Source organism: Embleya scabrispora DSM 41855 (assembly GCF_000372745.1).
GTDB classification, from domain to species: Bacteria; Actinomycetota; Actinomycetes; order Streptomycetales; family Streptomycetaceae; genus Embleya; species Embleya scabrispora.
This window is the reverse complement of record NZ_KB889666.1, coordinates 126,024-149,706: the sequence shown is the minus strand read 5'-3', so window position 1 is coordinate 149,706 and position 23,683 is coordinate 126,024. Positions and strand designations below refer to the sequence as shown.

At 70.0% G+C, this 23,683-nt stretch carries 23 protein-coding genes and 1 pseudogene; 9 read left to right on the top strand and 15 right to left on the bottom strand.

The window, feature by feature from the left end; translation table 11 throughout:
* Nucleotides 1-34 precede the first annotated feature (34 nt).
* From A3IC_RS55600 to A3IC_RS0120855, 3 genes are read right to left on the bottom strand one after another with little or no spacing between them, the layout of a single operon-like run.
* Nucleotides 35-838: a hypothetical protein gene (locus tag A3IC_RS55600; protein WP_020551996.1), complete on the bottom strand. Its 804-nt coding sequence runs from the start codon at nucleotides 836-838 to the stop codon at nucleotides 35-37.
* The gene (locus A3IC_RS0120860; RefSeq protein ID WP_020551995.1) at nucleotides 831-1,685 is read right to left on the bottom strand and encodes an ABC transporter permease; all 855 of its coding nucleotides are present in this window, start codon (nucleotides 1,683-1,685) and stop codon (nucleotides 831-833) included. Before A3IC_RS0120860 ends, A3IC_RS55600 begins: the two co-directional genes overlap by 8 nt.
* Entirely contained in the window at nucleotides 1,682-2,410 is a 729-nt protein-coding gene (locus tag A3IC_RS0120855) for an ABC transporter ATP-binding protein (RefSeq protein ID WP_026218522.1), read from the bottom strand. The genes A3IC_RS0120860 and A3IC_RS0120855 overlap by 4 nt, the downstream gene beginning before the upstream one ends.
* A gap of 155 nt (nucleotides 2,411-2,565) precedes the next feature.
* Here A3IC_RS0120855 and A3IC_RS0120850 point away from each other — a divergent pair, with 155 nt between their 5' ends.
* The 5 genes from A3IC_RS0120850 to A3IC_RS68815 all read left to right on the top strand — a co-directional run bounded on the left by A3IC_RS0120850 (nucleotide 2,566) and on the right by A3IC_RS68815 (nucleotide 8,165).
* Entirely contained in the window at nucleotides 2,566-3,762 is a 1,197-nt protein-coding gene (locus tag A3IC_RS0120850) for a sensor histidine kinase (protein WP_020551993.1), read from the top strand.
* Nucleotides 3,759-4,544 carry a response regulator gene (locus A3IC_RS0120845; protein ID WP_020551992.1) on the top strand — a complete coding sequence of 262 codons (786 nt, stop codon included), beginning with the start codon at nucleotides 3,759-3,761 and terminating at the stop codon, nucleotides 4,542-4,544. The genes A3IC_RS0120850 and A3IC_RS0120845 overlap by 4 nt, the downstream gene beginning before the upstream one ends.
* A 541-nt stretch (nucleotides 4,545-5,085) precedes the next feature.
* Nucleotides 5,086-6,219 carry an outer membrane protein assembly factor BamB family protein gene (locus A3IC_RS65095; protein WP_158696034.1) on the top strand — a complete coding sequence of 378 codons (1,134 nt, stop codon included), beginning with the start codon at nucleotides 5,086-5,088 and terminating at the stop codon, nucleotides 6,217-6,219.
* 30 nt (nucleotides 6,220-6,249) lie between these two features.
* Entirely contained in the window at nucleotides 6,250-7,137 is an 888-nt protein-coding gene (locus A3IC_RS0120835) for a serine/threonine-protein kinase (RefSeq protein ID WP_020551990.1), read from the top strand.
* Complete coding sequence (locus A3IC_RS68815) at nucleotides 7,134-8,165, top strand: PQQ-binding-like beta-propeller repeat protein (protein WP_158696033.1); 1,032 nt, start codon at nucleotides 7,134-7,136, stop codon at nucleotides 8,163-8,165. The genes A3IC_RS0120835 and A3IC_RS68815 overlap by 4 nt, the downstream gene beginning before the upstream one ends.
* Here A3IC_RS68815 and A3IC_RS65090 read toward each other — a convergent pair.
* Nucleotides 8,159-8,407, bottom strand: a pseudogene (locus A3IC_RS65090) (IS110 family transposase); the annotation flags it as partial. The gene A3IC_RS68815 and the pseudogene A3IC_RS65090 overlap by 7 nt on opposite strands.
* Before the next feature lie 341 nt (nucleotides 8,408-8,748).
* On the opposite strand from A3IC_RS65090, the gene A3IC_RS0120825 reads away from it, so the two are divergent.
* On the top strand, nucleotides 8,749-10,170 hold the full coding sequence (locus A3IC_RS0120825) for a sensor histidine kinase (protein WP_245599364.1): 1,422 nt from the start codon (nucleotides 8,749-8,751) through the stop codon (nucleotides 10,168-10,170).
* 241 nt (nucleotides 10,171-10,411) lie between these two features.
* Nucleotides 10,412-11,068, top strand: a complete 657-nt coding sequence (locus tag A3IC_RS0120820; protein WP_020551986.1) for a response regulator transcription factor — start codon at nucleotides 10,412-10,414, stop codon at nucleotides 11,066-11,068.
* A gap of 335 nt (nucleotides 11,069-11,403) precedes the next feature.
* On the opposite strand, the gene A3IC_RS0120815 is transcribed toward A3IC_RS0120820, so the two are convergent.
* The 6 genes from A3IC_RS0120815 to A3IC_RS0120790 form a co-directional block, all read right to left on the bottom strand.
* Nucleotides 11,404-12,525 carry an ABC transporter permease gene (locus A3IC_RS0120815; RefSeq protein ID WP_020551985.1) on the bottom strand — a complete coding sequence of 374 codons (1,122 nt, stop codon included), beginning with the start codon at nucleotides 12,523-12,525 and terminating at the stop codon, nucleotides 11,404-11,406.
* A gap of 106 nt (nucleotides 12,526-12,631) precedes the next feature.
* Nucleotides 12,632-13,282, bottom strand: coding sequence for an ABC transporter ATP-binding protein (locus A3IC_RS0120810; RefSeq protein ID WP_026218518.1), 651 nt, complete (start codon nucleotides 13,280-13,282; stop codon nucleotides 12,632-12,634).
* Between the two features lie 68 nt (nucleotides 13,283-13,350).
* Complete coding sequence (locus tag A3IC_RS0120805; RefSeq protein ID WP_020551983.1) at nucleotides 13,351-14,442, bottom strand: peptidoglycan-binding protein; 1,092 nt, start codon at nucleotides 14,440-14,442, stop codon at nucleotides 13,351-13,353.
* On the bottom strand, nucleotides 14,439-15,026 hold the full coding sequence (locus A3IC_RS55595; protein WP_020551982.1) for a hypothetical protein: 588 nt from the start codon (nucleotides 15,024-15,026) through the stop codon (nucleotides 14,439-14,441). The genes A3IC_RS0120805 and A3IC_RS55595 overlap by 4 nt, the downstream gene beginning before the upstream one ends.
* 180 nt (nucleotides 15,027-15,206) lie before the next feature.
* Nucleotides 15,207-16,070, bottom strand: a complete 864-nt coding sequence (locus tag A3IC_RS0120795) for a hypothetical protein (RefSeq protein WP_020551981.1) — start codon at nucleotides 16,068-16,070, stop codon at nucleotides 15,207-15,209.
* The gene (locus tag A3IC_RS0120790; protein ID WP_020551980.1) at nucleotides 16,067-16,867 is read right to left on the bottom strand and encodes a hypothetical protein; all 801 of its coding nucleotides are present in this window, start codon (nucleotides 16,865-16,867) and stop codon (nucleotides 16,067-16,069) included. The genes A3IC_RS0120795 and A3IC_RS0120790 overlap by 4 nt, the downstream gene beginning before the upstream one ends.
* Nucleotides 16,868-17,429: 562 nt before the next feature.
* Between A3IC_RS0120790 and A3IC_RS0120785 the strand changes: the two genes are divergently transcribed.
* Nucleotides 17,430-17,798: an LbetaH domain-containing protein gene (locus tag A3IC_RS0120785; RefSeq protein ID WP_020551979.1), complete on the top strand. Its 369-nt coding sequence runs from the start codon at nucleotides 17,430-17,432 to the stop codon at nucleotides 17,796-17,798.
* 492 nt (nucleotides 17,799-18,290) lie between these two features.
* Here the strand turns inward: A3IC_RS0120785 and A3IC_RS0120780 are convergent, their stop codons facing one another.
* The 3 genes from A3IC_RS0120780 to A3IC_RS68805 all read right to left on the bottom strand — a co-directional run bounded on the left by A3IC_RS0120780 (nucleotide 18,291) and on the right by A3IC_RS68805 (nucleotide 20,308).
* On the bottom strand, nucleotides 18,291-19,139 hold the full coding sequence (locus A3IC_RS0120780; protein WP_158696032.1) for a hypothetical protein: 849 nt from the start codon (nucleotides 19,137-19,139) through the stop codon (nucleotides 18,291-18,293).
* Between the two features lie 88 nt (nucleotides 19,140-19,227).
* Nucleotides 19,228-19,635 (bottom strand): hypothetical protein, encoded by a 408-nt coding sequence (locus A3IC_RS66800; protein ID WP_020551977.1) that lies wholly within the window; start codon nucleotides 19,633-19,635, stop codon nucleotides 19,228-19,230.
* A gap of 529 nt (nucleotides 19,636-20,164) precedes the next feature.
* On the bottom strand, nucleotides 20,165-20,308 hold the full coding sequence (locus tag A3IC_RS68805; RefSeq protein WP_020551976.1) for a hypothetical protein: 144 nt from the start codon (nucleotides 20,306-20,308) through the stop codon (nucleotides 20,165-20,167).
* Between the two features lie 169 nt (nucleotides 20,309-20,477).
* On the opposite strand from A3IC_RS68805, the gene A3IC_RS0120765 reads away from it, so the two are divergent.
* The gene (locus A3IC_RS0120765; protein WP_020551975.1) at nucleotides 20,478-21,467 is read left to right on the top strand and encodes an ArsR/SmtB family transcription factor; all 990 of its coding nucleotides are present in this window, start codon (nucleotides 20,478-20,480) and stop codon (nucleotides 21,465-21,467) included.
* Between the two features lie 219 nt (nucleotides 21,468-21,686).
* On the opposite strand, the gene A3IC_RS0120760 is transcribed toward A3IC_RS0120765, so the two are convergent.
* Both A3IC_RS0120760 and A3IC_RS55590 read right to left on the bottom strand, forming a co-directional pair.
* Nucleotides 21,687-22,268, bottom strand: a complete 582-nt coding sequence (locus tag A3IC_RS0120760) for a cysteine hydrolase family protein (RefSeq protein ID WP_020551974.1) — start codon at nucleotides 22,266-22,268, stop codon at nucleotides 21,687-21,689.
* Nucleotides 22,265-23,629 carry an MFS transporter gene (locus tag A3IC_RS55590; RefSeq protein ID WP_052173658.1) on the bottom strand — a complete coding sequence of 455 codons (1,365 nt, stop codon included), beginning with the start codon at nucleotides 23,627-23,629 and terminating at the stop codon, nucleotides 22,265-22,267. Before A3IC_RS55590 ends, A3IC_RS0120760 begins: the two co-directional genes overlap by 4 nt.
* Between the last annotated feature and the right edge of the window lie 54 nt (nucleotides 23,630-23,683).

The following is a 23,683-nucleotide window of genomic DNA, read 5'->3' as shown; positions in this document are numbered from 1 at the left end:
CTGGAGGATCATGCGGCCTCGTGACACGGCGGGGTCACTGGTCGCGGCGCACGACCGCGCCGACCGCGATGGCCACCGCCCCCGCGGCCCACGCCGCGAGCACGAGCGCCGCGACCGCGGGTGACGGGTAACCGCCGGCGCCCGGGGGACTGATGCGCGCCAGGCCGAGCCACGCATGGGTGGGCATGGCCGCACCGAATGCCCCCGACCAGCCGCCGGTGGACGACGAGACCAGCGGCGGCAGCAGCACCAGCACCCCGCAGGCGGTCGCCACCGCGCCCGCGAGGTGCCGCACCACAGCCCCGGCGGCGATACCGATGAGCCCGCACACGGCCGGGAAGACCGCCGAGACGACGACGGCACGCGCCGCCCCGGAGTCGCGTATCGACACGCCGAGCCCCTCATCGGCCAGCCGCGCCTGGCTCGTCGCGAAGGCGGTCACCGACGTCACGGCCCCCGCGGCCGACGCGACGACGGCGACCACCGCCGCCTTGGCCGTGACGACGCGGCCGCGCGCGGGGACCGCGACGAACGTCGTGCGCAACGACCCGGACGCGTACTCTCCGGCCACGGTCAGCACGCCGAGCACGGCGGCTCCCGCACACACCAGCGACCAGGCCTCCGCGTCGAACGCCTTGTGCACGGGGTCGAAGTCGGCTCTGCCGAGCGGTGTCAGCAGCACGCGGCGGCTGAAGTACCACGCGGACGCGACCGTGACCGCGGAGCCGCAGATCAGCAGGAGCAGGGCCCACCGCACTGCGGCGACCCTGATCCACTCGGCGGCGAACAGGTCCAGGAAGCCGACGCGTTCGGGCCGGCGCGGCGTCGCCTCAGACATCACGCACGCGCAACGCGACGACGGCGACCGCCACCGCGGCCACCGGCCACGCCGCCATCGCGGTCCACGCCGCGGTGAACGATGGGACGCTGCCGACGATGTGGCCGTTGCCCATGCCGGTCAGCCGGCCCCACGCATACCACGGCTGGGCGTTTACGACCGGGTCGAGCCACTCCTGCCCACCGGTCGACCGGAGCCCGGCCGGCAGCAGGACGAACACGGCGCACACGGCGAAGACACTGCCCGCCGTGGCGCGGATCACGGCCGCCAAGGCCATGCCGACGAGCGCGCACAAAGGCAGCAGCAGCGTGGTCGCCGCGACGGCCCGCAGCGCGTCGGGCTCCGTGATCGCGTGGTGCGGGACGCGGTCGCCGAGCGCGGCTTGGCTCAGCTGGTAGGACCCGACCGCGACCACGAGCCCGAGCGCCGTCATCACCTTGGTCAGCACCGCGGCCTTCGCCAGCACGACGCGGCCGCGAGCCGGCACGGCCGTGAACGTCGTGCGGATCAGGCCGCCCGCGTGCTCGCCGGCGACGGTCAGCGCGCCGATGGTGCCCGTGCCGACCATCATCAGGAACCACGTGGGGCCGGGGAACGCGGTGTGCCCGGCGTCGAACGCGTCGCGCATGGGCGGCGTGTAGTTCGGCCACGACCGGTACTCCCCGCGCCCGGCGCGCCACGCGAAGTACGGATACAGCACCGCGAGCACGCCGAGGGTCACGGGTGTCGAGCGCAGCGACCAGAACTTGATCCACTCCGCTCCCACCAGATCGCGCCGGCGCGCCCGGTCGGGGCTGCCCGCCCGCCGTGGCGGGCGCGGGACCGGTGTGTGGGTGACCAGGCTCATCGGACCTCCCCCGCGCGGTAGCGGACGCGGTCGCCGGTCAGCTTCATGAAGGCCTCCTCCAGGCCGCCGCCCGCGCGGGCGGCGAAGTCCGCGAGCGGCTCGTCGGCGACCAACGTGCCGTCGGCGATGACGACCAAGTGGTCGGCCGTGTTCTCCATCTCGCTCATCAGGTGGCTGGACACGAACACCGTCCGGCCCTCCGCCGCGAGCCCGCGGAACAGTTCGCGGGCCCAGCGCACGCCTTCCGGGTCGAGGCCGTTGACCGGTTCGTCGAAGAGCAGCACCGGCGGGTCGCCGAGCAGCGCCACCGCGATGCCGAGCCGCTGCTTCATGCCGAGCGAGAACGTGCCGACCCGGCGCTTGGCGACCTCGGCCAGACCGACGTCGCGTAGCACCTCGTCGACCCGGCCGCGCGCCAGGCCGTTGGCGCGCGCCAGGGCGGCCAAATGGGCCCGGGCCGTGCGGCTCGGGTGGACGTCGTCGGCGCTCAGCAACGCGCCGACGTGCCGCAGCGCGACGCCGCGGGTGCGAAAAGGCCGCCCGTCGATCAGCGCGGTGCCGCTGGTCGCAGCGCACAGGCCGAGCAGTATGCGCAGGGTCGTGGACTTGCCGGATCCGTTCGGGCCGAGGAACCCGGTCACCCGGCCCGGGCGGACGGTGAACGTCAGGGCGTCCACGGCGACCGTGTGCCCGTATCGCTTGGTGAGTTCGTTGACTTCGATCACGCGGACCACGGTGCCGCCCGGGCCCCGGCCGGGGCGTCGGGCCGCGGGGCGAACCTTTCGGGGCGCCGTACATCCCCGGCGGGACGCGGATCCGCCCCCGGATGTACATCCGTAGGCCGACGCGCACCGCCGGGCCCGCTGTCTACGATCCCGGTGTGGATCACCTCCTGCCCCGCGCGCCGCTGCTGCCCCGCGCGCCGCTGCTGCGCCGCCTGCCCTGGCTGGGGTGGACGGCGCTGCTGGGCTGCGCGGTGGGCGGGTTCACCGCGCTCATGTTCAGCACGCTCCCGCTGCGGCTGTCGCCGCATCTACTGCCCTATCGGCTCGCGTCCGTTCCCCCGCCGGTCTGGCTCGCCGTGTCCGTACTCCTGGCGCTGCCGCTCACGCTGAGCCGACGGCGTCCCGCGCTCACGCTCGGGCTGCTGCTGGCCGAGACCGCGGTCGCGTCGGTCCTGACGATCGCCACGTGGCCGCCGCTGGTCGCCGCCGCGGTGCTGGTCGGCTACCTCGCCGCGACGCGCACGCGCCGTGCGGGCCTGCTCGGCGCGGCCGCTGCGATCGGCGTCGCGACGACCGAGCGCGCGATGTCGTGGGCCGCCGATCCGCCCGGGTCGATGGAGTTCAGCGACGTGCTGAGCGAGGCGTCGCTGTACGCACTGGCGGTGGCCGTCATGTGGCTGGTCGGCAGCGCGGTGACACGCAACCGCGAATACGCGGCCGCGTTGCAGGACCACGCCGCCGTACGCGCCGTCGTCGCCGAACGCCTGCGGATCGCGCGGGAGCTCCACGACATGGTCGCGCACAGCGTCGGCATCATCGCCATCCAGGCGGGCGCCGCACGCCGCGTCATCGACGTGCAGCCGGGCGACGCACGCGAGGCGCTCGGCGCCATCGAGACCACCAGCCGCGAGACCTTGGCCGGGATGCGCCGGATGCTCGTCGCACTGCGCCAGGCCGACCCCGGCGACACGGGCCCGGCCGCGCCGGGGCTCGCCGACCTCGACCGGCTGGCCGAGACGGCACGCGGCGGCGGCGTTCTGGTCGAGGTCCAGCGGTGCGGCGAATCGCGGCCGCTGCCGGCCGAGATCGAGCTGGCCGCGTACCGGATCGTGCAGGAGTCCCTGACGAACGTGGTGCGGCACGCCGCGTCGCCAAGCTGCCGGGTCACGCTCACCTACGCGGCGCGCGAACTCGTCGTCGAGGTGGCCGACAACGGGCGCGCGGCCGAGGCCGTCGTCCCCGGTTACGGCATCACCGGCATGCGCGAGCGCGTCCACCTCCTCGACGGTGAGTTCGCCGCCGGGCCGCGCCCCGAGGGCGGGTTCCGGGTGACCGCGAGGCTTCCGGCATGACCGGCCCCGACGCGGCGTACGACGGTGCGTCCGACGGCATGTCGGGCGGAGTGCCCGGCGGCGCACCGGACGTCACACATGACGGCGCACCGGCCCCCGCCGGGTCCGCCCCGCTCCCGCCGGTCCGTGTCGTGCTCGCAGACGACCAGCCGCTCGTGCGCTCCGGGCTGCGCATGCTCATCACCGCGGCGCCCAACCTCGTGGTCGTCGGCGAGGCGGCGAACGGTGCCGAGGCCGTCGCGCTCGCCGCGCGGCTGCGGCCCGACGTCGTCCTGATGGACATCCGCATGCCGGGCGTGGACGGCATCGAGGCCACCCGGCGGATCACGGCGGAGTCGACCGCGCGGGTCGTCGTGCTGACGACGTTCGACGACGACGAGAACGTCTACGCGGCGCTCCGCGCCGGGTCGAGCGGGTTCCTGGTCAAGGACATGGCGCTCGACGACATCCTCGCCGCGATCCGGGTCGTCGCCGCGGGCGACGCGCTCATCGCGCCGGGCGTGACGCGGCGCCTCATCGCGGACTTCACAGCGCCGCGCCCCCCGGCGTCCGCCGTTGCAACGCCGGTGCGCCGCACGCTCGACGGCGTCACGGACCGCGAGCGCGAGGTCCTGGCCCTGGTCGCGCGCGGACTGTCCAACAGCGAGATCGCCGCCCACCTGACCATCAGCACCGCCACCGCGAAGACGCACGTGGCGCGGCTGTTCACCAAGCTGGACGCGCGCGACCGCGTGCACCTGGTCATCCTCGCCTACGAAGCGGGACTCAGCCCGGCTTCCTGAGCAGTGTGAGGCGCACGCAGGTAGCGCGGCCGCAATAGGAATGCCCGGTGCACATGTGATTTCGCAGTGGTGGTTGGTGTGTGGGTGGTGGTGTGCCCGCCGCTGCGGGCCCGGTGACGATCAACGCCGGTCGGGCGGTGCTCCGTTGGTAGCGGCCCGGGATCATCACATGGTGGCCGCCCGCGGCGTGCTGTGCGTATACGGCGACCCCGGACACGGCAAGACGGTCGCGCTCCACCAGGCAACTGCGCCTGCTGCCGTTCCGCGTCCCGGTACGCCGCGCGCTCGTGGTGGTGAAGCCGGCCCTGCCCCGGCTGCGGGCCGCGCTGCTCACCGCGTTCGGCCTGCCGTCCGCCCACCTGATGAACCGCACCGACGCGGCCGACCGTCCGCTCCTGGACGCCCTCGAACCCCCGGAACGTGTTTCCGGTGTCGGGGGAGACGACGTCCTGCAGGGCAGCGTCCTGCAACCTCCCATGCATGCCCGGGAGTTGGCCGTGCCCGGTCCGCCGTGTGGGTTGGGGTGCCGTACCGAGTGGAGGTGGTTGCTCTGCGGCCCCCGATTCCTGCCGGCCGCTTCGCGGATCAGCTGGAACAGGCTGCCCATCACACGCGCGCGGACACGGGCCGCCGGTTGTGGACACTGCGCCCGCCGAGGGCGGGCATGTACCCCTGCCAGGCGGCGCGCGACCTCGACGGCGACATCGGGATCGTGATCTTCGGCGCGATCGTGGACAGGATACCCACATGCGATCGCGTGGTCGCCGTGGACATCTCGACCGGCGAAGCGTTGTGGGACAAGCCCCGCCCGGGCCGCAACAAGGACCACTTCGAAAACGATGCCTCGGCGCAGCCGGTCGGCGTCAGCCACGACCGGGTCGTCCTGCGCTCCGGAGACGTGCTGACGGCCTGGAGCTTGCGCGACGGCGCTTTCGAATGGGAGCACGACCTCGCGGCGGAGGGCTGCTCGCTGCAGACCGCGGTCGTGGGGCCGTCCACCGTGGCCGAGGGTGTGACGTGCGGCCCCCGCGACAAGAAGGACACTGCCCGGGCACGGACTATCCGTTCGGTGAACGTCGCGGACGGCCGTGTGCGCTGGACCAGTTCGCTGCCCGGCGGGGTACCGATCGCCCGGATCGAGATCGCGGAACCGGTGACCGTGAGCCTTCCCGGACCCGGCGGCGATCCGGGACCGCTCGTCGTGTTCGACACGAACGGCAGGCCCGGCCCGCGCCTGCAGACCTCCCAGGACTTCGGCGCGCTGGCGCCCGACAAGCGCAACAGCCTCCAGCTCGCCCCGGCCGTTTTCGGCTGGAAGAACACCGTCGTGGTCCTGGTCACCGAGGGCGGCTGGAACATGCCGAGGGGGATCGCCGCGATCGACGCCGACACCGGGCGGGTGCGCTGGCATCGGAGCAGGCCCGAGGGCGGCATGACGTTCGTGTTGGGTGTCGACGACCAAGGTGTCCTGGCACTCGCCGCGGACGAGCCTCGCGGGCTGACCCGGTACGCCCTGGCAGACGGCGCGCCCCGCCCTGCGGGCACGCTGCTCGAAGGCGGTTCCCTGGCCTCCTACAACTACGCCGCGGCCCGACTGGCGGGGAACAATCTGATGTTGGTCACCGGGCGGAGAGCGGACCCGGGAGTGGTCACGATGTGGAAACCGCAGGGGTAGGCGCCTCGTGCGGCGATGTGAGGAGCGACCATGACGCGCGACGGTGCGCAGCCGTTGGAGCCCGGCGATCCCGAAAGGATCGGTGGGTATCGGCTGGTGGCCCGGCTCGGACACGGCGGCATGGGGCGCGTGTTCCTTGCCGAGGACGACGAGGGCCACCGGGTCGCGGTCAAGGCCGTGCACGCCGAGTTCGCGGCGGACCCTAATTTCCGCACCCGCTTCCGGCGCGAGGTGAACGCGGCGGAGCAGGTCCTCAGTTACTTCACCGTGCCACTCGTCGACTCCGGTCCCGATGCCGAAACACCCTGGTTGGCGACGCAGTTCGTCGATGGGCCGGCCCTGGGCGCGTCCGTGCGCCGAGACGGACCGCTGCCGATCGGGCGGCTGTGTACCCTGGCCGCCGCGCTCGGCGAGGCGTTGATCGTCATCCACGCCGCCGGCATCGTGCACCGTGACCTCAAGCCGTCGAATGTACTGATGGCCGACGACGGTCCACGGGTGATCGACTTCGGGATCGCGCGCGCGGCCGACGACGACGAACTCACTCGCACCGGCGCCGCGTTGGGCACCCTGGGGTATATCTCGCCCGAGCAGTTGACCGGGGACGAGCCGGTGGGCGCGCCCGGTGACGTTTTCGCGCTGGGCGGCGTGTTGCTGTTCGCCGCCACCGGCCGCGAACCGTTCGGGGACGGGCAGCAGGCCGCGGTGGTGTTCCGGACGGTACATCAGGAACCGGACGTGACCGGTGTTCCGGTACTCCTGCGGGATCTCGTGGCGTCCTGTCTCGCCAAGGATCCCGGCCGGCGTCCGACGCCGAGGGAGGTCATCGCCGCAGCGCGCGCCGCGCAATCGCGGTTGGGGAAGCCACCGCGGTCGAACGGCGGCGCGGACGCGGTGCCCCCATCGACGAGCGGGTGACACTAGTTGCGGACGATCGCGACACGTCGGCCCCGTCCCCGCCTGCGCGTACCCTGCGACTCGCGGTACGCGAGGGTTCGGACGAGAAGCGGGCCGCCCGGATATCGCGTTCCGGTGTGCTCGCCTTCGGCGTGGTCGCGTTGATCCTGTGCGTGCTGGCCGGCATGTGGCTGATCAGGCCGGACAACGAGGATCGGTCGCAGCCGCGCACGGGTGCCCAAGCAGGCAAGCCGTCCGGTGCGCGCGTCGCGGGAGTGATCGCGGCGGGCGACCGGCGCCGGGTCTGGACCGCGTACAACGTCGACAAGAGCGTGGACACGCGTTTGTGGGGAGTGTGGAGCGACGACAACGTGATCGTGCGGATCGATGCTGCGGGAGTGCGCGGGTACGAGGCGAAGACCGGACGGCAGTTGTGGATCGCCGCACCGCCGGCACCCGATCTGGTCCCGTGCCACGCGTCGAACGGAAGTACGGCCACCAGCGACGGGGTTGGCGTGATCGTGTTCGGCAAGCCGTTCGAGAGCCCGACCACGTGCGAGGAGGCGGCCGCCTACGAGATGGCGACCGGTCGCCTGTTGTGGCACCACACGGTCGGCCGACCGGACGGCCCGAACCTGGCGGCCGTGCACGGTGATGTGGCCACCGTCGCGGCAGAGGACGGCATCCGCGGCTTCGATCGTTCGGGCGGCGTCGAACGCTGGCGACTCCCGTGGCGCGAGGCGGGCTGCGAACGGCTGGACGTCACCCTGTCCCGATCCGCGTTGCGCGTTCGCGAGCGATGTGAGGATCCCCGTCTGACACTCGCCTACCGAGTACTCGACGTCGACCCGGCACCCGGTGTACCCGCCGGGCCCGGGAGAGCGACCCGACACCACCACCCTCACCGCTCACAGCACCACCCTCAGCGTGCACAGCACCGTGTTCCCGAAGGGGTGTCTCGCGATGCGGATCCGCGACCGACTCGGGTCCGTGTTCTCGAACGAGGAGTTCCGGGAAAGCGTTCGGAGATCGTGGCCATCCGCATGTAGAGGATGTCCTGGCCGTGGTTGACCAACAGGGCCAGCAGCAGGACGGGTTCGCCGCCGGTCATGTCGATCGCCCAGGCCGCCTCGTCACCGTCGGCCAGCGCCAGGACGTCGCCGACCCGCTTCAACAACTCGGGCTCGTCGTTGGCGACCCGCCGCGACAGCAGCGTCCTGCCGTCGCCGGCCACCACGAGGCCGTGGTGGTGGCCCTTGCCACTGTCGATCCCCACCCATATCCGGACCATCGCGCTCCCCAAGTGCGTGTTCGTACGGTTCATGCCACGGACGACCTCGCCGGCATTGCTCTACTCGGCGACTTGTTCGCACTTCCTAATCGGCGGCCGAGTCGTCGTGGGGTGCCGGGTGGCGAAGCGAGTGCAGCCACAAGGCGGCAGCGGCCTGATAGCCACGCCCGGCACCCGTGGGCGACCCAACCCAACGAATGGCTCGATCAACCCGCTCACGAAGGTAGAGCGGCCTGACCACAACGACGGTGTCCGGTCAAAGCGGAGCAAGCTCAACGCATCGCGTGCCACGGACCGCTGTGACCTGCGTGTTTTCGATGTGGACATCGGGTGTCCAAGGCATGCCAGGCTTGCGTGCTCGACGGTTGCGGCGGCCGGACGCTTGCAGACCGCTGTGTCGAATCGAAGCCGCCGGGACCTGGCGCGGCGGATGTCCGGAAGCATTAACGCCGAGGACATGCTCGTGCGGGGAGCATGGGGGGATGCGCATCCCGGTGATCGAGAACGAATCGCTGCCTGCCCACACTGCGGCCGAACGGCCGCGTGGGCCGGGTGGGCCATTCCCGGCGTCGAAACGCCTTGGGAACGAGGGACCGGCGATGACACACACCGCGCCGTCCAAGCTGACCATCCGCGCGCGGCTGACCTTGGTATTCGGCGTGCTTCTCGTGCTCGCCGGCGTTCTGCTGCTCGGGTTGACATATGCCCTGGTCACCCAGCAACTCGACCCGGGTGGCCCTTCGACGCAAATCTCGGGCACAGGCGGCCCCGACGGTGCCGCCACCACCTTCAACCCACCGGAAAGAGCAGTGGATCAGGCTGTCGGGGACGCCCAGCGGGATGTACTCGGATCTGTGATCACCCAGGGTGGCATCGCGTTGGCCGCGGTCGGCGCCGTCGCGATCGGCGGCGGCTGGTTGATCGCGGGCCGCCTCCTCCAACCCCTGAGCCGGATCACCGAGACCGCCCGACGAATCGCCGAGGCCCCGGTTGCCGATCGCGGGTTGCACGAACGCATCGATCTGCAGGGGCCGAACGACGAACTCAAGCAACTGGCTGACATCTTCGACGTGATGCTGACCCGCCTCGATCACGCGTTCGATGGTCAGCGACGCTTCATCGCGAACGCCTCACACGAGTTGCGCACTCCACTCAGCCTCAATCGGGCCCTGATCGAAGTCGCGGTACGCGAAGGAGGTGCCTCACCCGAGGTACGCCAGCTCGGCGGGACGCTTCTGGAGATCAACGGTCGCCACGAACGTCTGATCGACGGCCTCCTGCTCCTCGCTCGATCCGAACGCGAGGTCGCCGAAAACTCGTTCGTCGACCTCGCGGACATCGTCGACCACGTGGCCACCCAGACCCCCGCCGGGAACATCACCGTCCTCGCCGAGCCGGGCGAGGCACCAACCACCGGAAACCCGGTCCTCCTCGAACGGCTTGTCCAAAATCTCGTGGACAACGGCATACGACACAACGTGTCCGAGGACGGCTGGGTACGAATCACCAGCGGAACGGGCCCGGACGGCCGCGTCGTGCTCGAGGTCGCCAACACCGGTCCGGTGGTGGCTCCCTATGACATCCCGAGCATCTTCGAACCCTTCCGCCGGCTCTCTGCCGACCGGCTCTTCACGTCCCCGGGAGCCGGCCTCGGCCTCTCGATCGTCCGAGCCGTCGCCCACGCACATGGCGGCGACGTCCGGGCCGAACCGCGCGACGGCGGCGGCCTGGTGGTCACCGTCCACCTCAAAGCCGCCCCGTAGCCGGCGGAACCCGGCCCGACGCGCACGCCGTCGCCACCGTCACGGGCGTCCCCGGCCGCGGCTCGCCATGCCGCCGGCCGGGGACATTCACTGCTGGTGGAGGCCGACCGAGCGACGGAGCATCCGCAAGGCCGCATCGCACAGGACGACTCCGCCCCGGAACGCGTCGGTGCGTTCGCCGCCCCGGACGTTTCCGAAAGTGTTAACGCCGAGGACATGCCGCCTCGGGTACACAAGGAGGATGCGCATCCTGGTGGTCGAGGACGAACCCCTGCTCGCCGACGCCGTGGCCAAGTGGCTGCGTGGCGACGCACACTCGGTGGACGTGGCACGCGACGGTGCCGCCGCCCTGGAACGGATCGACGTCAACGACTACGACGTCGTCGTCCTGGACCGCGACCTGCCGCTCGTACACGGCGACGACATATGTCGCGTGCTCGTCGCGAACGAGTCGTCGGCGCGGGTGTTGATGCTCACCGCGGCGACGGAGATCGACGACCGGGTTGCCGGACTCGCGCTGGGCGCCGACGACTACCTGCCCAAGCCGTTTGCGTTCCCCGAACTGGCCGCGCGGGTGTTGGCGCTGGGCCGGCGTGGTCGGACGACCTCGCCGCCGATCCTGCAACGCGCGGGGATCCGCCTCGACCCGTACCGGCGCGAAGTCCACCGAGACGGGCGCTACGTCCCCCTGTCCCGCAAGGAGTTCGCGGTGTTGGCCGAACTCTTGCGCGCCGACGGCGCCGCAGTCTCCGCGGAGCGACTCCTGGAGAAGGCCTGGGACGAACACGCCGATCCCTTCACCAACGCGGTTCGGATCGCCGTGCTCAAGCTCCGACGCAAGCTCGGCTCCCCACCCGTCGTGCTGAACGACCCGGGAATCGGATACCGGATCCTCTGAAGACCCCGGCTGCGTTCTGTTGCTGTTGTGGGTTTGACGTGGCTGTCGGTTTGTCGGCGGTGTCAGCGGCGCGAGTGACCTGTGGTTCGGGGGTCGGAGAAGTCGAAAATTGGGTGCCGGAGGCCGGCGAATGTCCTTGAGCCCGCGGCGAGTCCGGCGTGGAATCGGCGGGCGCCGTAGGGGATCGCGGCCGTTCCGTGCGGCTGACCCGCACGATGACCGGCACGATGACCGGCACAGTCGGATCGGCGGTTCGACGTGGACAGGCGCGACGGCCGGAAACGCGGGGGCGGAGGGCGCCGCGAGCAGGTACGAATGCTCGCGGCGCCCTCCGGTCACGGCGCGGCCAGCGCCTCGGTCGGTGGCAGCCGGGAAGCTCGAACGGCCGGGTACAAGCCGGCGGTCGCGCCGATCACCAGGGTCGCGCCCAGCCCGCCGACCGTCGCCCACGCGGGGATGACCGCCTCCCAGTTCTGGGTGCTCGCGTATACGGTGGTCACGCCCATGCCGAGGGTGATCCCGGCGAGCCCGCCGAGCGCCGACAGCATCAGGGATTCGACGAGGAACTGGGTACGGATCTGGCCGCGAGTCGCGCCCAGCGAGCGGCGCAGACCGATCTCGCCGCGGCGTTCGAGGACCGTGATGACCATGGTGTTGGCCACGCCGACCCCGCCGACCAACAGCGCGACCGCGCCGAGGCCGAGGAGCAGGCCGGTGAACGCCTTGTCGGTGGCCTGCCGCGCGGCGAGCGCGTCGGAGGGCCGGGAGACCTTGACCTCGTTGGGGTGTTCCGGGTTCGCGGTCTGTGCGAGCACGCTGCGTACCGTCTCGACGCTCTCGTCGGGGGAACGGGTGTACACGGTGGTCGGGTGCCCGTCGAAGCCCAAATAGGTGGCGGCCCCGGTCCAGCCGACGAGAGCGGCCGCGTCCAACTCCGGTGCCAGTGGTACGGGGTCCAGGATTCCGATCACGGTGAACCAGGTGTTCCCGAGGTAGACGCGGATCTCCGGTCCCGCCTTGCCGATGCCCAGACGTCGAGCCGCCGAGTCGCCGAGCACGACGGTCGGATAGCGCTCGGTGGCCGCGTTGAACCACACACCGTCGACGATGCGGGCGCCGACGGTCTCCAACAGTTTGGGATGCGTGGCTTGGACGACCATGCCGCCGCTCTCGGCGGCCGGAATGCGGTCGTTGCGGTAGATTTTCGCGTTTTTGACTGTTCCGGTCGCCGCGACTTTCTGTACGGGTCCGACCCGAGCGATCATCGCGGGCGCTTCCGGGGGCAACGTCGCCGTGTCGCCGCCGAGGGCGTTGCCCGGTGCCACGGTCAACATGTTCGTGCCGAGCGCGGCCAACCGGTCGTCGAGTTCGGCCCGGCTCGACGACGAGATGCCCGCCACCGCGGTCATTGCCGCGATGCCGATGGCGATGCCGAGTGCGGACAGGAACACACGCATCGGCCGTGTGCGCAGTCCGACGCCTCCGACGGCGACGACGTCGCGCGGGCGCAGACGTGCCGAGGAGTGGACCGTGCTCGACTCGTTCCGCCTTTCCGTCCTCACCTCACTCCGCCTTTCCGTCGCGCATGGCGACCTGCCGGGGCAGCGACGCGGCGATCTCACGGTCGTGCGTGATGACGACCACCGTGGTTCCGGCGGCATGGAGTTCGCGCAGCAGCGCCATCACGCCCTGCCCCGCGACGGTGTCGAGGTTGCCGGTGGGCTCGTCCGCGAGCAGCAGGACCGGCTCGCCGGCGACCGCGCGGGCGATGGCGACGCGTTGACGTTGCCCACCGGACAGTTCGTGGGAGCGGTGATCGAGGCGATCGGCGAGACCGACTCGGGCCAGCGCCGTCTCCGCGCGCCGGCGGCGGTCGCGCACGGCGACGCCCGCGTACAACAGTCCGTCGGCGACGTTGTCGAGCACGGTACGTCCGGGCGCCAGGTGGAACTGCTGGAAGACGAAGCCGATCCTGTGGGCGCGCAGCGCGGACAGCCGGCGATCGGACAGTTTTGCGATGTCGTGACCGTCGATGCGCACCGTTCCTTGGGACGGCCCGTCGAGGGTGCCGATCAGGTTCAACATCGTGGACTTGCCGGAGCCGGACGGGCCGACTATGCCGACGAGTTCGCCGTACCCGATGGACAGGCTCACACCGTTCAGGGCGACAACGCCACCGGGGTATTCCTTGCGGACGTCGGTGAGTTCGACCAGAGTGCCTCCGGGCCGGGACTGCTCGTACGGGGGGACGAGTTCGAGAGGGACGGTCTTGGGGTGCGCGCTCACGAGGGCATCCCCACAACCGTGCCCTCGGTGAGTGTGTTGCCGGAGACCTCCACGCGGCCGTTGGCGAACATGCCGGTCTCCACGGCGACGACACGAGCCGCGCCGCCCTCGACGACCTGCACGCCGTACCCGCCTTCGGCGAGCGCGAGGAGAGCGGCGGCAGGCACGGTCAGTACATTCTCGCGGTGCGACGCGGTGAACGCGACGTCGACGGATGCCTCGTCGAGTCCGGCCACAAGCTTCTCGTCGTCGAGCGCGACGGTGACCTTGAGCTTGGTCGTCGGCGTCGCCGCGCCGCCACCGCCGTCCTTGCCGGGGTCGATGTACGTCACCGACTTGACGACCTTGCCGGGGACGGTCTTGCCGTCGGGAAGCCTGACGGTGACCGGGGTGTCGGTCTTCGCCAGTCGCGCGTTCGACATCTCCAAGGCGACGCTGATTCCGCGCCGGACGCCGGTGTAGGTCAGTACCGCCTGGCCCGGCTGGGCGGCGTCGCCGAGGGCGGCCTTGTCGGTTTCCACCCGCAACTCGCCCAAAGCGTAGTGGACACGACCGAGCTCGACGGTGCCCGTCTGGTCCAGTCCGTTGGCCTTCTGCCACTTCCTGACGGCGGTCGCGGTGGCCTCGTTGTACTTCTTGTCGACGGTGAACCCGCCATAGCCCAGTTCCTTGAGATTCTGCTCGAACTGCTCCACATCGGCGCCCTCGGTGTCCACAGCGAGGTCGCGATACGCGGGAAGAGCCCCGTACAGCAGCACCACGGGGCGGTTGTCGAGCTTGTACAGCGGCTTCCCGCGCGAGACGGTGGAGCCAGGAGCGGCGAGCGATGTCAGCGTGCCGGTCAGCTTGCCACCGTTGATCGTCGTGGTCTCGCCATAGTCGAGTTCCCCGGTTTTGGACGTGGTTTCGACGAGCGTCTGCCTGGTCACGGTGCCGGTCGCGGGTGGCAGCGTGCTGCGCGGCGGCTTGGCGTCGTCCTTTCCAGGGAGCCCGATGCCGGCCGTGGCGGCAGCGGCCACACCGGCGACCACGACCGTCGCGACACCGCCGACGACGCGGCCGGCGTACCCCTTGCGCTGCCGGCTCACGCGCCGCCCCCGGCGTTGTTGGTCTGCGTGCCCTGGCCGCCTCCGGGCGGCTTGGGCATGTGTTGCGAGCAGGTCTGCTCCGCCGCCTTGTACTTGGGATCGTCGACGGCCATTCCGAGTTGGTCGTTGTTGATCTGGAGGCCGCCTTCGGATCCCGGGTCGGGGAACCGCGGGACGCCGTTGTCGCGCATGCACTTGGAATATTTGCGCAGTTCCTCGGTGACCTTCGGGTCGACCTTTTGGTTCTCGCCGCCGTTGGGCATGAACGACTTGCACTGTCGCTGCGCCGCCTCGACGGCTTTTTGATCGGTGCCCTCGGGCAGGTTCAGGGACACGCCGCCCCCGTTCTGGAACTCCGGGTCGGGAAAGTTCGGGACGCCGTTCTCGCGCATGCACTTGGCGAATCGGAGCAGGCTGTCCTTCTCGTTGCCCTTATCCTTGCTCTGCCCCTGGTTGGACGAGGCGGTCGCGGTCGGACTTCCCGCCGAGGCGACCTTGGGATCGTCGCCGCCTCCGCCGCCGCAGCCTGCCGTCACTCCGAGCATGAGCAGCAAACCGATCGCGGGTGCTGTTTTGGTGCGCATGTCATCTCCTCACCCGTGGCCGCGTCGTCGGCGGCTACGGACGTCGTTCGAAAGGGTTGGGGGGAGTGGCGGCCGTGCGCTGCTCACGGCGGCCATCGGGCGCTCGATGTCGGAAGGGGCCACGATCGCCGCTGGACACGGCGTCCGCCGAGCGGGCCCAGGGCGGGGGTGGACCGAGGCTTACGCGGGGAGTTCGCGGGCGTGCCAGCCGTACTTGATGCCGCCGAAGACGTCGACGATCGTTCGGCCCTTCGCATCCCTGCGGCCGGCGTCGCGGGCCAGGAAAGCCTCGCCCAGGAAACGGGTGTTCACGGTCCCGAGGCCCATGACTCCGATCTGTGGCATGTCGTGAAAGTTGAACACCTCGTTGCCGTTGATCGCCGACAGGCCGCCGTAGCTGTAGAAGGGGTGCGCGGGGCCGGCGTCGACCTCCGCGGGCCGGTTCGGCGAACCGAGGAACGCGGCGACCTGGATCCAGTGCAGTGCGTCGTCGAGGGCCGGATCGCCTCGGCGGCGATCCGGTTCGTACACGACATACATCCCGCCGCCGAAGGACGTCGCCGGTTCGCTCGCGGTCGGCTCCCGGACGACCACGCCGTACGACTGGACCCGGAACTGGTCACGGCCGCCGAACTTGCCCTGGTACCGGAACGAGTAGTAGGCGCCGTACGCGGTTTCGAGGGTCTCCCGGAAGCGCAGCTCCGGGTCGGCGGGCACCTCTTCGTAGATCGGGTCGGGCAGGTCGCCGGGCCGGTCGAAGCCCAGCAGGGCGACGCGGTGCGGCCTGTCGTTGTATGTGAAGTCCCTGGACACGGTGTGCCCGCCGAGGGTCTGTCCCAGGGACTGCCCGGGGATCATGGGCAGTCCGGTGGGCCGGCTGGGTCGATAGTCGACGACCAGATGACGCTCGGCCGAGTTCCGCGAACTCATGCGCGTCAGTGCGCCGGCGGGCGCGGCTCCGAGTCCGGCGGCGGCTCCTGCGGCCAACGTGGTCAGGCCCAGGACGCCGCCGCGCAGGATGGCGCGACGCCGGATCCCGGTCACGACCGGCCCCCACCGGTTTCGCGCAGTTGCCAGCCGTACTTGACACCGCCGAAGATCCTGACGATTTCGCGTCCGGCCGCGCCCTTGGCGCCGGTGTCCTGTGCGAGGAATGCCTCGGCCATGAAATGGAACGAGAGCGGGGGCGGTTCGCCCTCGTCGGGGAGCCGCAGGTACGGCACCCGGATGCCGTAGGTGAAGGTGCCGACCCTCCTGCCGCGGACCGAGGTGGTACCGCCGAAGCGGTAGAAGGGATTGCCGGGTCCGGTACCGTCCATGCACGGCCCGGAGTCACTGCCGCCGGGGTCGCCGCCAGGTCGGGGCGGACCACCGAGGCTGCCCACCGACCGGCTGATCTGGAGCCAGCGCATGGTGCCGTCGCCATGGTGTCCCACGGATCGCGGATCGGGGTCGTACTCGACGTACAGGTCCGCGCCGAAACGGAATGGTTCCGCCTCGGTCTGCTCGGACACGGACACGCTGTAGGACTGGACCCGGAACTCGGTGCCGCTCGGAGGGCGTTGCCCGTAGCGGAATGTGTAGTGTGCGCCGAACGCGGATTCCAAGGTCGAGCGGAACCGCAACGTGGGGTCGGTCGGGACTTTTTCGTACACCGGGTTCGGCGCGATATCTGCCGCCTGATCGAAGGGAAGCAGACCGATGCGGTAAGAGCGGTTGCCAAGAGTGAAGTCTCGGGTGCCGGTGTGCCCGCCGATGGTCTCGGGTTTCTCCGGATCGAACCAGCCGTGCAACCGGCTCGGCTGGTAGTCCAGGGTTAGGGGTGGTGTCAGGAGTTCCACACGATCACCTTTCGGTGGTGCAGCCGGGGAAGGTCCCGGGTTGCACCTCGAATTAGACACCTCAAGGCATTTCCCGGCCGTATCCGAAAACGGAAACGCGACGTGAATTCCCGGGCACTCAACCTGAATTGCACGTCATGCGCCTCCGGTGCTCTCACTTCCGGACGATCGAACCGCAGCCCGTGACGCCCTCAGGTAGGCCCGGCCGGCGGCCGCGTCCTGCACGTGACCGCAGGAATGTGAAGCTGGGATGGGTGCCGCGAGCGTCGACCGGGGCGACGGTTTATTCGAACCGACGGGCCTTGACCAGTCGCGTAGGCCGGCGCGTATTCGTCCCGCGTGGTGAAAGTCGTGGTGTCGCGCAGGTGGACGATGTTTGCGTCGAAGTCGGACCGAACGAGCCGGCAATTGGTTGGGCCATGGGAACGTGGTGGTCCTTGGGCGATAAGGGGGACTCGCTTGCGTCGTCGCACGACGCGTGCGGGACGCAACGAAGTCAAGGTTGCTCAGTGCGATATGGGCAAGGGACGAGCCGGCGGACCGGCGCGGCCCGGGAAGTGCGGTGCCGCGCGGTCTCATCGACCCCCGCCGGACCACACACCGCTACGCCGCCGACCTGCCGGCCGGCTGCGTCACCGTGTTCGACGTCAAGCCGGCCATCGCCGCCGACCTGGACCACGTCACCACCACCGTCGCCGACACCGCCGACACCGCTGACATCCACCCCGACGCGCGCCTGACCGGAGCGGTCCGCGTCGAGGACGGGGCGAGCATCGGGGCCGGTGCCACCATCGCGGGTCCCGTGCTGATCTGCGCCGGGGCCGTGATCGGGGCCGGCGCGGTGATCCGTGACCACACCGTGATCGGCCCGGGGTGTCGGATCGCGGCGGCGCGGAGATCACCCGCAGCCTGTTGGCCGGCCGCGTGCTGATGGTGCACCAGGCGTTCGTCGGGGACTCGATGCTCGGTCACGGAGTCAACGCTGGCGCGTTCTGCACCACCACCGGCATGCGCGTCACCGGCCCGGTGACCGAACCCGCCACGACCGAGATCACCCCAACCCGACTCGCCCCTGGGCCCTGGCATCTGGTGCTGGACCCTCCGCGCACTGACCATCGTCGCCCGGGAGAACGCCACCGCGACCGCATTCGCCGACACACTGGCCCGCCTGGTGACCGACGTGGAAACCACGTTCGGCATCCGCTTGCACCCCGAACCGACCACGCCAAACTGACGACCGACACACGGCAGCCTCCGCCCTGGGGGCCGGCTCCGGCGTTTGCCGATCGGAGCAGGTCAGCGTTGCCTGCGTGGTGACAGATGCCCTGTCCAGCAGATCGGCGTGCACCCGGGGGTCGGCGCGGCGGCGGCGTTGCCGGTATCAAACGTTCCGGTTCAGGCGCTTCGGTTCAAGCGATTCGGTTCAAGCGATTCGGTTCAGATGTTCGAGAAAGACGGATACATAGGTTCGATCGGCGGCCTGCGAGCAGGGGAAAGTCGCCGTGGCGGCGTCGACTTCCATCTGATGGAACGTACGCCATTCGGAGTTCTGCGCGGCCAGTGCCGCCAGTTGATCCTGCGGTAACTCGGTGCTGCCGGTCCGAACGCCGGCCATGATCGGGGTGTATTGCCTGCGCAGGGTTTCGATGAGCGCGAGGCGGGATTCCGCCGGATGTCCGGCCTCTGCCGCGCAGGTTCGCCAGGTCCGGAGTGCCGATTGGTAGCGTGGGTCACGGCGGACGTCGCCGTCCAACCGGTCCCACTGCGAGTTCGCCTCCGCGATGCCGTATTCCTTCTCGGTCGTGCGCTGCGCGTTTTCGGCGCACTTCGCGAGACGTTCGTCGTAAGTCTTGAGAACAGCGGCCGACAGCGTCCGCTGATATTCGACGTCCGCCGTGGCCGGGACGAAACGCGCGAAGACCGAGATGCCGAAGCCGCGTGTGCGCGCGTAGTCCGGGTTCGAGAAGTCGGTCGCGTCCTCGGTGTCGACCACACTGCGCGGGTCCTTGGGCGTGTACCGGAAGCCGTGTGAACTCATGCACTCGGATGTCAACGCTTCCGTGCGAGCGGCAACCTCCGTGTCGAACCGCTGCGACTCGGCATGATCGGCGGCACCTGCCAGAATCAGCACGAACCGGCGGGTGTTGGCCTTGGCCTGGGCCGTCCGGTCGGTCCCGCCACCATCGGACGGCACGAACGTGAAGCCCGCCGCGACCGTCACGGCGACGCCCGCGGCCGCCGCCATCGAAACAGCCATGCGTTTGCCCGGCATCGTTGTCACCCTCGCCTTCCGAATAGGGAGCCCCGGCGTACGCCCGCATCTCCACGCACGCCGGGGCGACCACTCATGTACGCACGGCTCACGCCTTGTACAACTGGAGGGCCACCTGCAGGTAACCGCGGTTGTAGGTGCCGTTGCCGCTGCAGTCATAGTGCGAGGGGTTCAAACCGTTGCGCGAATAGATCGTGGACTCGTACCACTGGCCGCCACCGTTGCCCCGGAGGCAATTGACCCTGACCGCGCCCTTGTCCTGACCGCTCACATACACGGTGGACCGCTGGTAGCGCTGATATCCGTTGTCCCATTTATCCGCGCTGAACTGGTAGTCGCCCGTCCTGCCGTCCGAGTCGGTGTAGTGCCAGTGCTCGTTGATGTTTCCTATCTTGTCGTAGATTTCCGCCTGGGCGGTGCCCGCCGTGAGGCCGATCGTGGCGCAACAAGCCACGGTGAGCGCCAGTGCGCCGAGAATCCTCGGGTTACGGGACATGATTGATCGGTACTCCTTCTGTAGGAATGCCGGACGGAATCGATCCGGCCGTGCGAATGCGCCGCATGCCTGGGTGGAGGCCGTCTGCGGACGCGGGCGCCGGCGCCGCGCGGGGGCGCCGGTCGTGCGGGATCGGCCCGATCGTCGATCCGAGGCTTCGATCGGGCCAAAGTGCGATCGACCGAAAGGTCGGCGGATTCCCGAGCGCGCCGGTACGGTGGCGTCGAACGCACGCGCGAACGGTACGGGGGTGTGGGTGGAAGTGGACGCGTTCGGGGTGGACTTACGTGCCCGGCGAACCGAGGTGCGACTCACCCGGGTCGGCGACCCTGGGGCCGAGTGTGCGGCGGTCGGCGTTCGCGAACGGGGAAGAGACGCGGGATCGCGTGGTGAGTCCGTCCGACTCCTCGCCGAGGCATGGGGGCCGGGTCGCGCCGGTCCGCCCGTCGCCGAACCCCTTCGGATGCCGAACGGGTTCGGCTGTGCGGGCTGTTGCCGAGCCGTTCCCCGTGGGGTGGACTCGGCCGGACTACAGGCCGTACTCGATGGCGGTGGCGGCGACCGGACGGGTGGACCCGTGCTCGGTCGACGTCGCACTCGAAACGGCGCCGGCGAAGGCCACGCCCGCGACGGCGGCGATGACGGCACCCGCGAGCCATCGACGAATGTTCATGTCTGTCCTTCCCTTCCCAGCGGAACAATCGCGTCGCGACCGGTAGGTGCCGGCCGTGCCACCTTCAGGGTGAGCCCGCTCGGGTAAATCCTGCAATCCAGGCCCCGTCGAAGCCCAACGATTCGACAACCATCGACACACCATCCGTCGATCGCCCGGAGGAGGTGTCATGATCCGCATCGATCTGTCGGCGGACGCACTGGCGCACAGCCACTTCGCCATCTCGCCCGTCACCGTCACCGTCGACCTGCTCATGGCCCTGCACGAGCATCCGGCAGGCGTCCCACGCAAGTTCCGGGAAGGCGCCGTCAAGGCGCTTACCGGTGCCGGATTCGGCACGCTCAACACCCTCGGAGCCCCCGGCGCGCACGGCTACTGTCCGGACTTCCTGCGCCCGATCCCCAACGCGCACATCGGCGACCTGGACGACGAGTTGCACACCATCACCACCACCGGCACCGACCGGGTCCGGCACGAGATCGACATCATCAGCGGCGGCGGGAAGTTACCCGGCAAACTCGCCCGGGCGACGGAGCAGGGCGAACGGCAGCTCACCCAGGCCGCCGCCGATCAGCTTGCCCGGCTGTTCCACACCGTCATCGCCCCCGACTGGCCACGCATCCGCGACCGCCTGGAGGCCGACATCGCCGCCCGAGCACGCGTTGCGGTCACCGGAGGGCTCAAGGCCGCCATCGACAGCCTCGACCAGTGCGTGGTCTGGAACGGCGACGGCATCGACATCAGCCTGCGGTATCCGCATCCTCGTGGGGCCCGCATCGCCGAGCGCTACATCGTGATCCAACCCTCGCCGTGGTTCCACCGGACGAGGTTCGCCATCGACCCACCCGGATCCCCCGACCGGCGCAGCCCCATCATCCACTACCCGGCCAAGCCCGATCGACGGACCGGACGCGACCAGCGGGGACGACAACCGGCCGCGACCGGGCTCGGCGAGGTGATGGGGGAGACCCGCGCGCTCATCCTCGCCGAACTTGGCGCCGGCGCGACGACCGCCGAGGTCGCCGGCCGGCTTCGGGTGGCCCGCTCCACCGCGTCGCACCACCTGCAACTCCTTTACCGCGCTGGGCTGGTCGACCGCCGCCGGGACGGAAAGCACGTCGTGTACCGGCGAGCGAGGCTGACGGCCATCGACGAGTGAGGCCTGAACGGGTGCCGTCGCTCCGCGGCCCGACGGCGGCGTCCGCGCGGGCCGGGAAGCGCGGGTTCCGGGACTGGTGCCGGGACTCAGGGCAGCTCGTTTGCCGAGCGCGGCCGTGGTGACGCGGCCGACATGTGGCATGTCGTCGGCGCGCGTTGGCCGGTGCGACACCCGGTTTCACCACCCGCACCGCAACCGCACGCCGGGCCGTCGAGATGCTCAGGCTTCCAGGCGGTGGTCCTCGATCCAGGTCCGGGAGGTCGTTACCTGGGCGCCCCGAGCAGGGAAGACACGCTCCATGAAGAAGTCGTGGACGTCCGGCTCGGCGTCGGCGCAGGCGTCGCTCACGACGGTGACCCGGTAGTCGAGGTCGAGTGCGTCGATGAGGGTTGCCGCCACCATCGCGCTGGTCGCGACACCGGTCAGGACGAGGGAGTCGATGCGCCCGGCCCGCAGCAGCAGGTCGAGGTCAGTGCCGGCGAAGGCGCTGGTCCGCCGCTTGCCCACGACGGCTTCATCCGCCCGCGCCTCCAGCTCCGCGGCGATTTCGGTGGCCTCCGCACCTTCGTGGAATAGGTTTCCGGCCTGGTGGAACTGCTGGAACAGCGGGTTGTTCGCCGAGACATCGGCGCCCGTGGGCCGCAGATGGGTGCGCACGAAGATCACGAGCAAGCCGTTGGCCCGCGCCGCGGGCAGCAGCGACAACAGAGCGGGAACGGGTTGCCGGGCGAAGGGATGGCTCGCCAGGATGCCCTTCTGCATGTCACCGACGATCAATGCCGGATTCGCCGGCACGATCATGCGATCTTCTCCTTTTCGGACAGCTGGAGCACCTGATGACTCGTCCCATCGTGCTCCGCCTTGCGCCCGGCAGTGAGGAGGATTGCCGCGCCTGCGACCATGATGAGCGCGATAGTCAGCAGAGCGTAGGTGTAGCTGCCGGTCGTGTCGGCGATGAAGCCGGTGAAGTAGGGGCCGACGAAGCCGCTGATGTTGCTCACCGAGTTGATCACCGCGATGCCCGAAGCGGCGGCTGCGCCGGTCAGAGACAGCGGCGGCAGCCGCCAGAACTGGGGCATGGCCGTGTAGATACCGGAGACGCTGAGGCAGAACGACGCGATGAAGATGACGTTGTCGTGCGTGAACGTGGCTGTCACCAGGCCGACGACTCCGACGCCCATGGGAATCACGGTGGAGGACACCGCCGACATGCCTGAGGCGACCTTGGGCCAGAGCGTCATGGCGATGATCGCGAACGCCGACGGGATGCCGGCCAGCAGCACACTGCTGACGTTCGACATGCCGGAGATGCTGCCGGTCAATGTGGAGATCATCGTGGGGAGGAAGAACGCGATCGGGTACAGGCCGAAGACGATGGCGAAGAAGGCCAGCGCCAGCGTCCAGACCCGCGCGCTGGTGAGGCTCTGGCGCACGCTGGACAGCGCGCCATGCGCTTCCTGCTCGGATGTTTCCTGCGCGAGTTGGCGTTCGATGGCTTCCTTCTCGACCGTCGTCAGCCACTTGGCGTCGCGGGGCCGGTCGGGCAGCATCGTGAAGACGAGGATTCCGGCGAGGAGGGTGATGGCCCCCTCGACCAGGAACAGCGCTCTCCATCCGGCCAGTCCGGTGAGACTCTGCCCCCAGGACAGGAGGGCGGCGGCCAGGGGCGAGCCGATGATGCCCGAGAGCGGAATCATCATGAAGAACGCCGACAGGGCCCAGGCCCGGTACTTGCGAGGAAACCAGCCGGTCAGGTACAGGAGGATGCCCGCGGCCAATCCTGCTTCGGCGAAGCCGAGAAGGATCCGCATGGCGTAGAGCTGGCCGACGTTGTGCACCGCTGCCGTCGCCATCGTGACCGCGCCCCAGGTGACGAGGATGCGAGTGATCCACCGCCGTGCCCCGAACCGGCGCAGCATCATGTTGCTCGGCACCTCGACGAGGACGTAGCCGATGAAGAACAATCCGGAGGCCAGTCCCATCTGTGACCTGGAGATGCCCAGGTCCTTGCTGAGGGGCGCGGCCATGTAGCCGAGATTGGCGCGGTCGATGTAGCTCATGACGTAGGCGATTCCGATGAACGGGATGATGCGTACGCCCACCTTGCGCCACAGCCGGCGCATGGATCGGTCGGTAAGGGCGGGGACGGTGACCTCAGCCATGACGGTGACCTCTTCTCAGGCGTGGTGCAGGGGATGGTCCGGGGCGCGGCCGGG

Excerpts from the sequence above, each read along its gene's own strand:
- A3IC_RS55600 (WP_020551996.1), bottom strand. The coding sequence starts at position 838 with ATGTCTGAGGCGACGCCGCGCCGGCCCGAACGCGTCGGCTTCCTGGAC.
- A3IC_RS0120860 (WP_020551995.1), bottom strand. The coding sequence starts at position 1,685 with ATGAGCCTGGTCACCCACACACCGGTCCCGCGCCCGCCACGGCGGGCG.
- A3IC_RS0120845 (WP_020551992.1), top strand. The coding sequence starts at position 3,759 with ATGACCGGCCCCGACGCGGCGTACGACGGTGCGTCCGACGGCATGTCG.
- A3IC_RS0120835 (WP_020551990.1), top strand. The coding sequence starts at position 6,250 with ATGACGCGCGACGGTGCGCAGCCGTTGGAGCCCGGCGATCCCGAAAGG.
- A3IC_RS0120825 (WP_245599364.1), top strand. The coding sequence starts at position 8,749 with ATGCCAGGCTTGCGTGCTCGACGGTTGCGGCGGCCGGACGCTTGCAGA.
- A3IC_RS0120820 (WP_020551986.1), top strand. The coding sequence starts at position 10,412 with ATGCGCATCCTGGTGGTCGAGGACGAACCCCTGCTCGCCGACGCCGTG.
- A3IC_RS0120815 (WP_020551985.1), bottom strand. The coding sequence starts at position 12,525 with ATGCGTGTGTTCCTGTCCGCACTCGGCATCGCCATCGGCATCGCGGCA.
- A3IC_RS55595 (WP_020551982.1), bottom strand. The coding sequence starts at position 15,026 with ATGCGCACCAAAACAGCACCCGCGATCGGTTTGCTGCTCATGCTCGGA.
- A3IC_RS0120780 (WP_158696032.1), bottom strand. The coding sequence starts at position 19,139 with ATGCCGGGCAAACGCATGGCTGTTTCGATGGCGGCGGCCGCGGGCGTC.
- A3IC_RS66800 (WP_020551977.1), bottom strand. The coding sequence starts at position 19,635 with ATGTCCCGTAACCCGAGGATTCTCGGCGCACTGGCGCTCACCGTGGCT.
- A3IC_RS68805 (WP_020551976.1), bottom strand. The coding sequence starts at position 20,308 with ATGAACATTCGTCGATGGCTCGCGGGTGCCGTCATCGCCGCCGTCGCG.
- A3IC_RS0120765 (WP_020551975.1), top strand. The coding sequence starts at position 20,478 with ATGATCCGCATCGATCTGTCGGCGGACGCACTGGCGCACAGCCACTTC.
- A3IC_RS0120760 (WP_020551974.1), bottom strand. The coding sequence starts at position 22,268 with ATGATCGTGCCGGCGAATCCGGCATTGATCGTCGGTGACATGCAGAAG.
- A3IC_RS55590 (WP_052173658.1), bottom strand. The coding sequence starts at position 23,629 with ATGGCTGAGGTCACCGTCCCCGCCCTTACCGACCGATCCATGCGCCGG.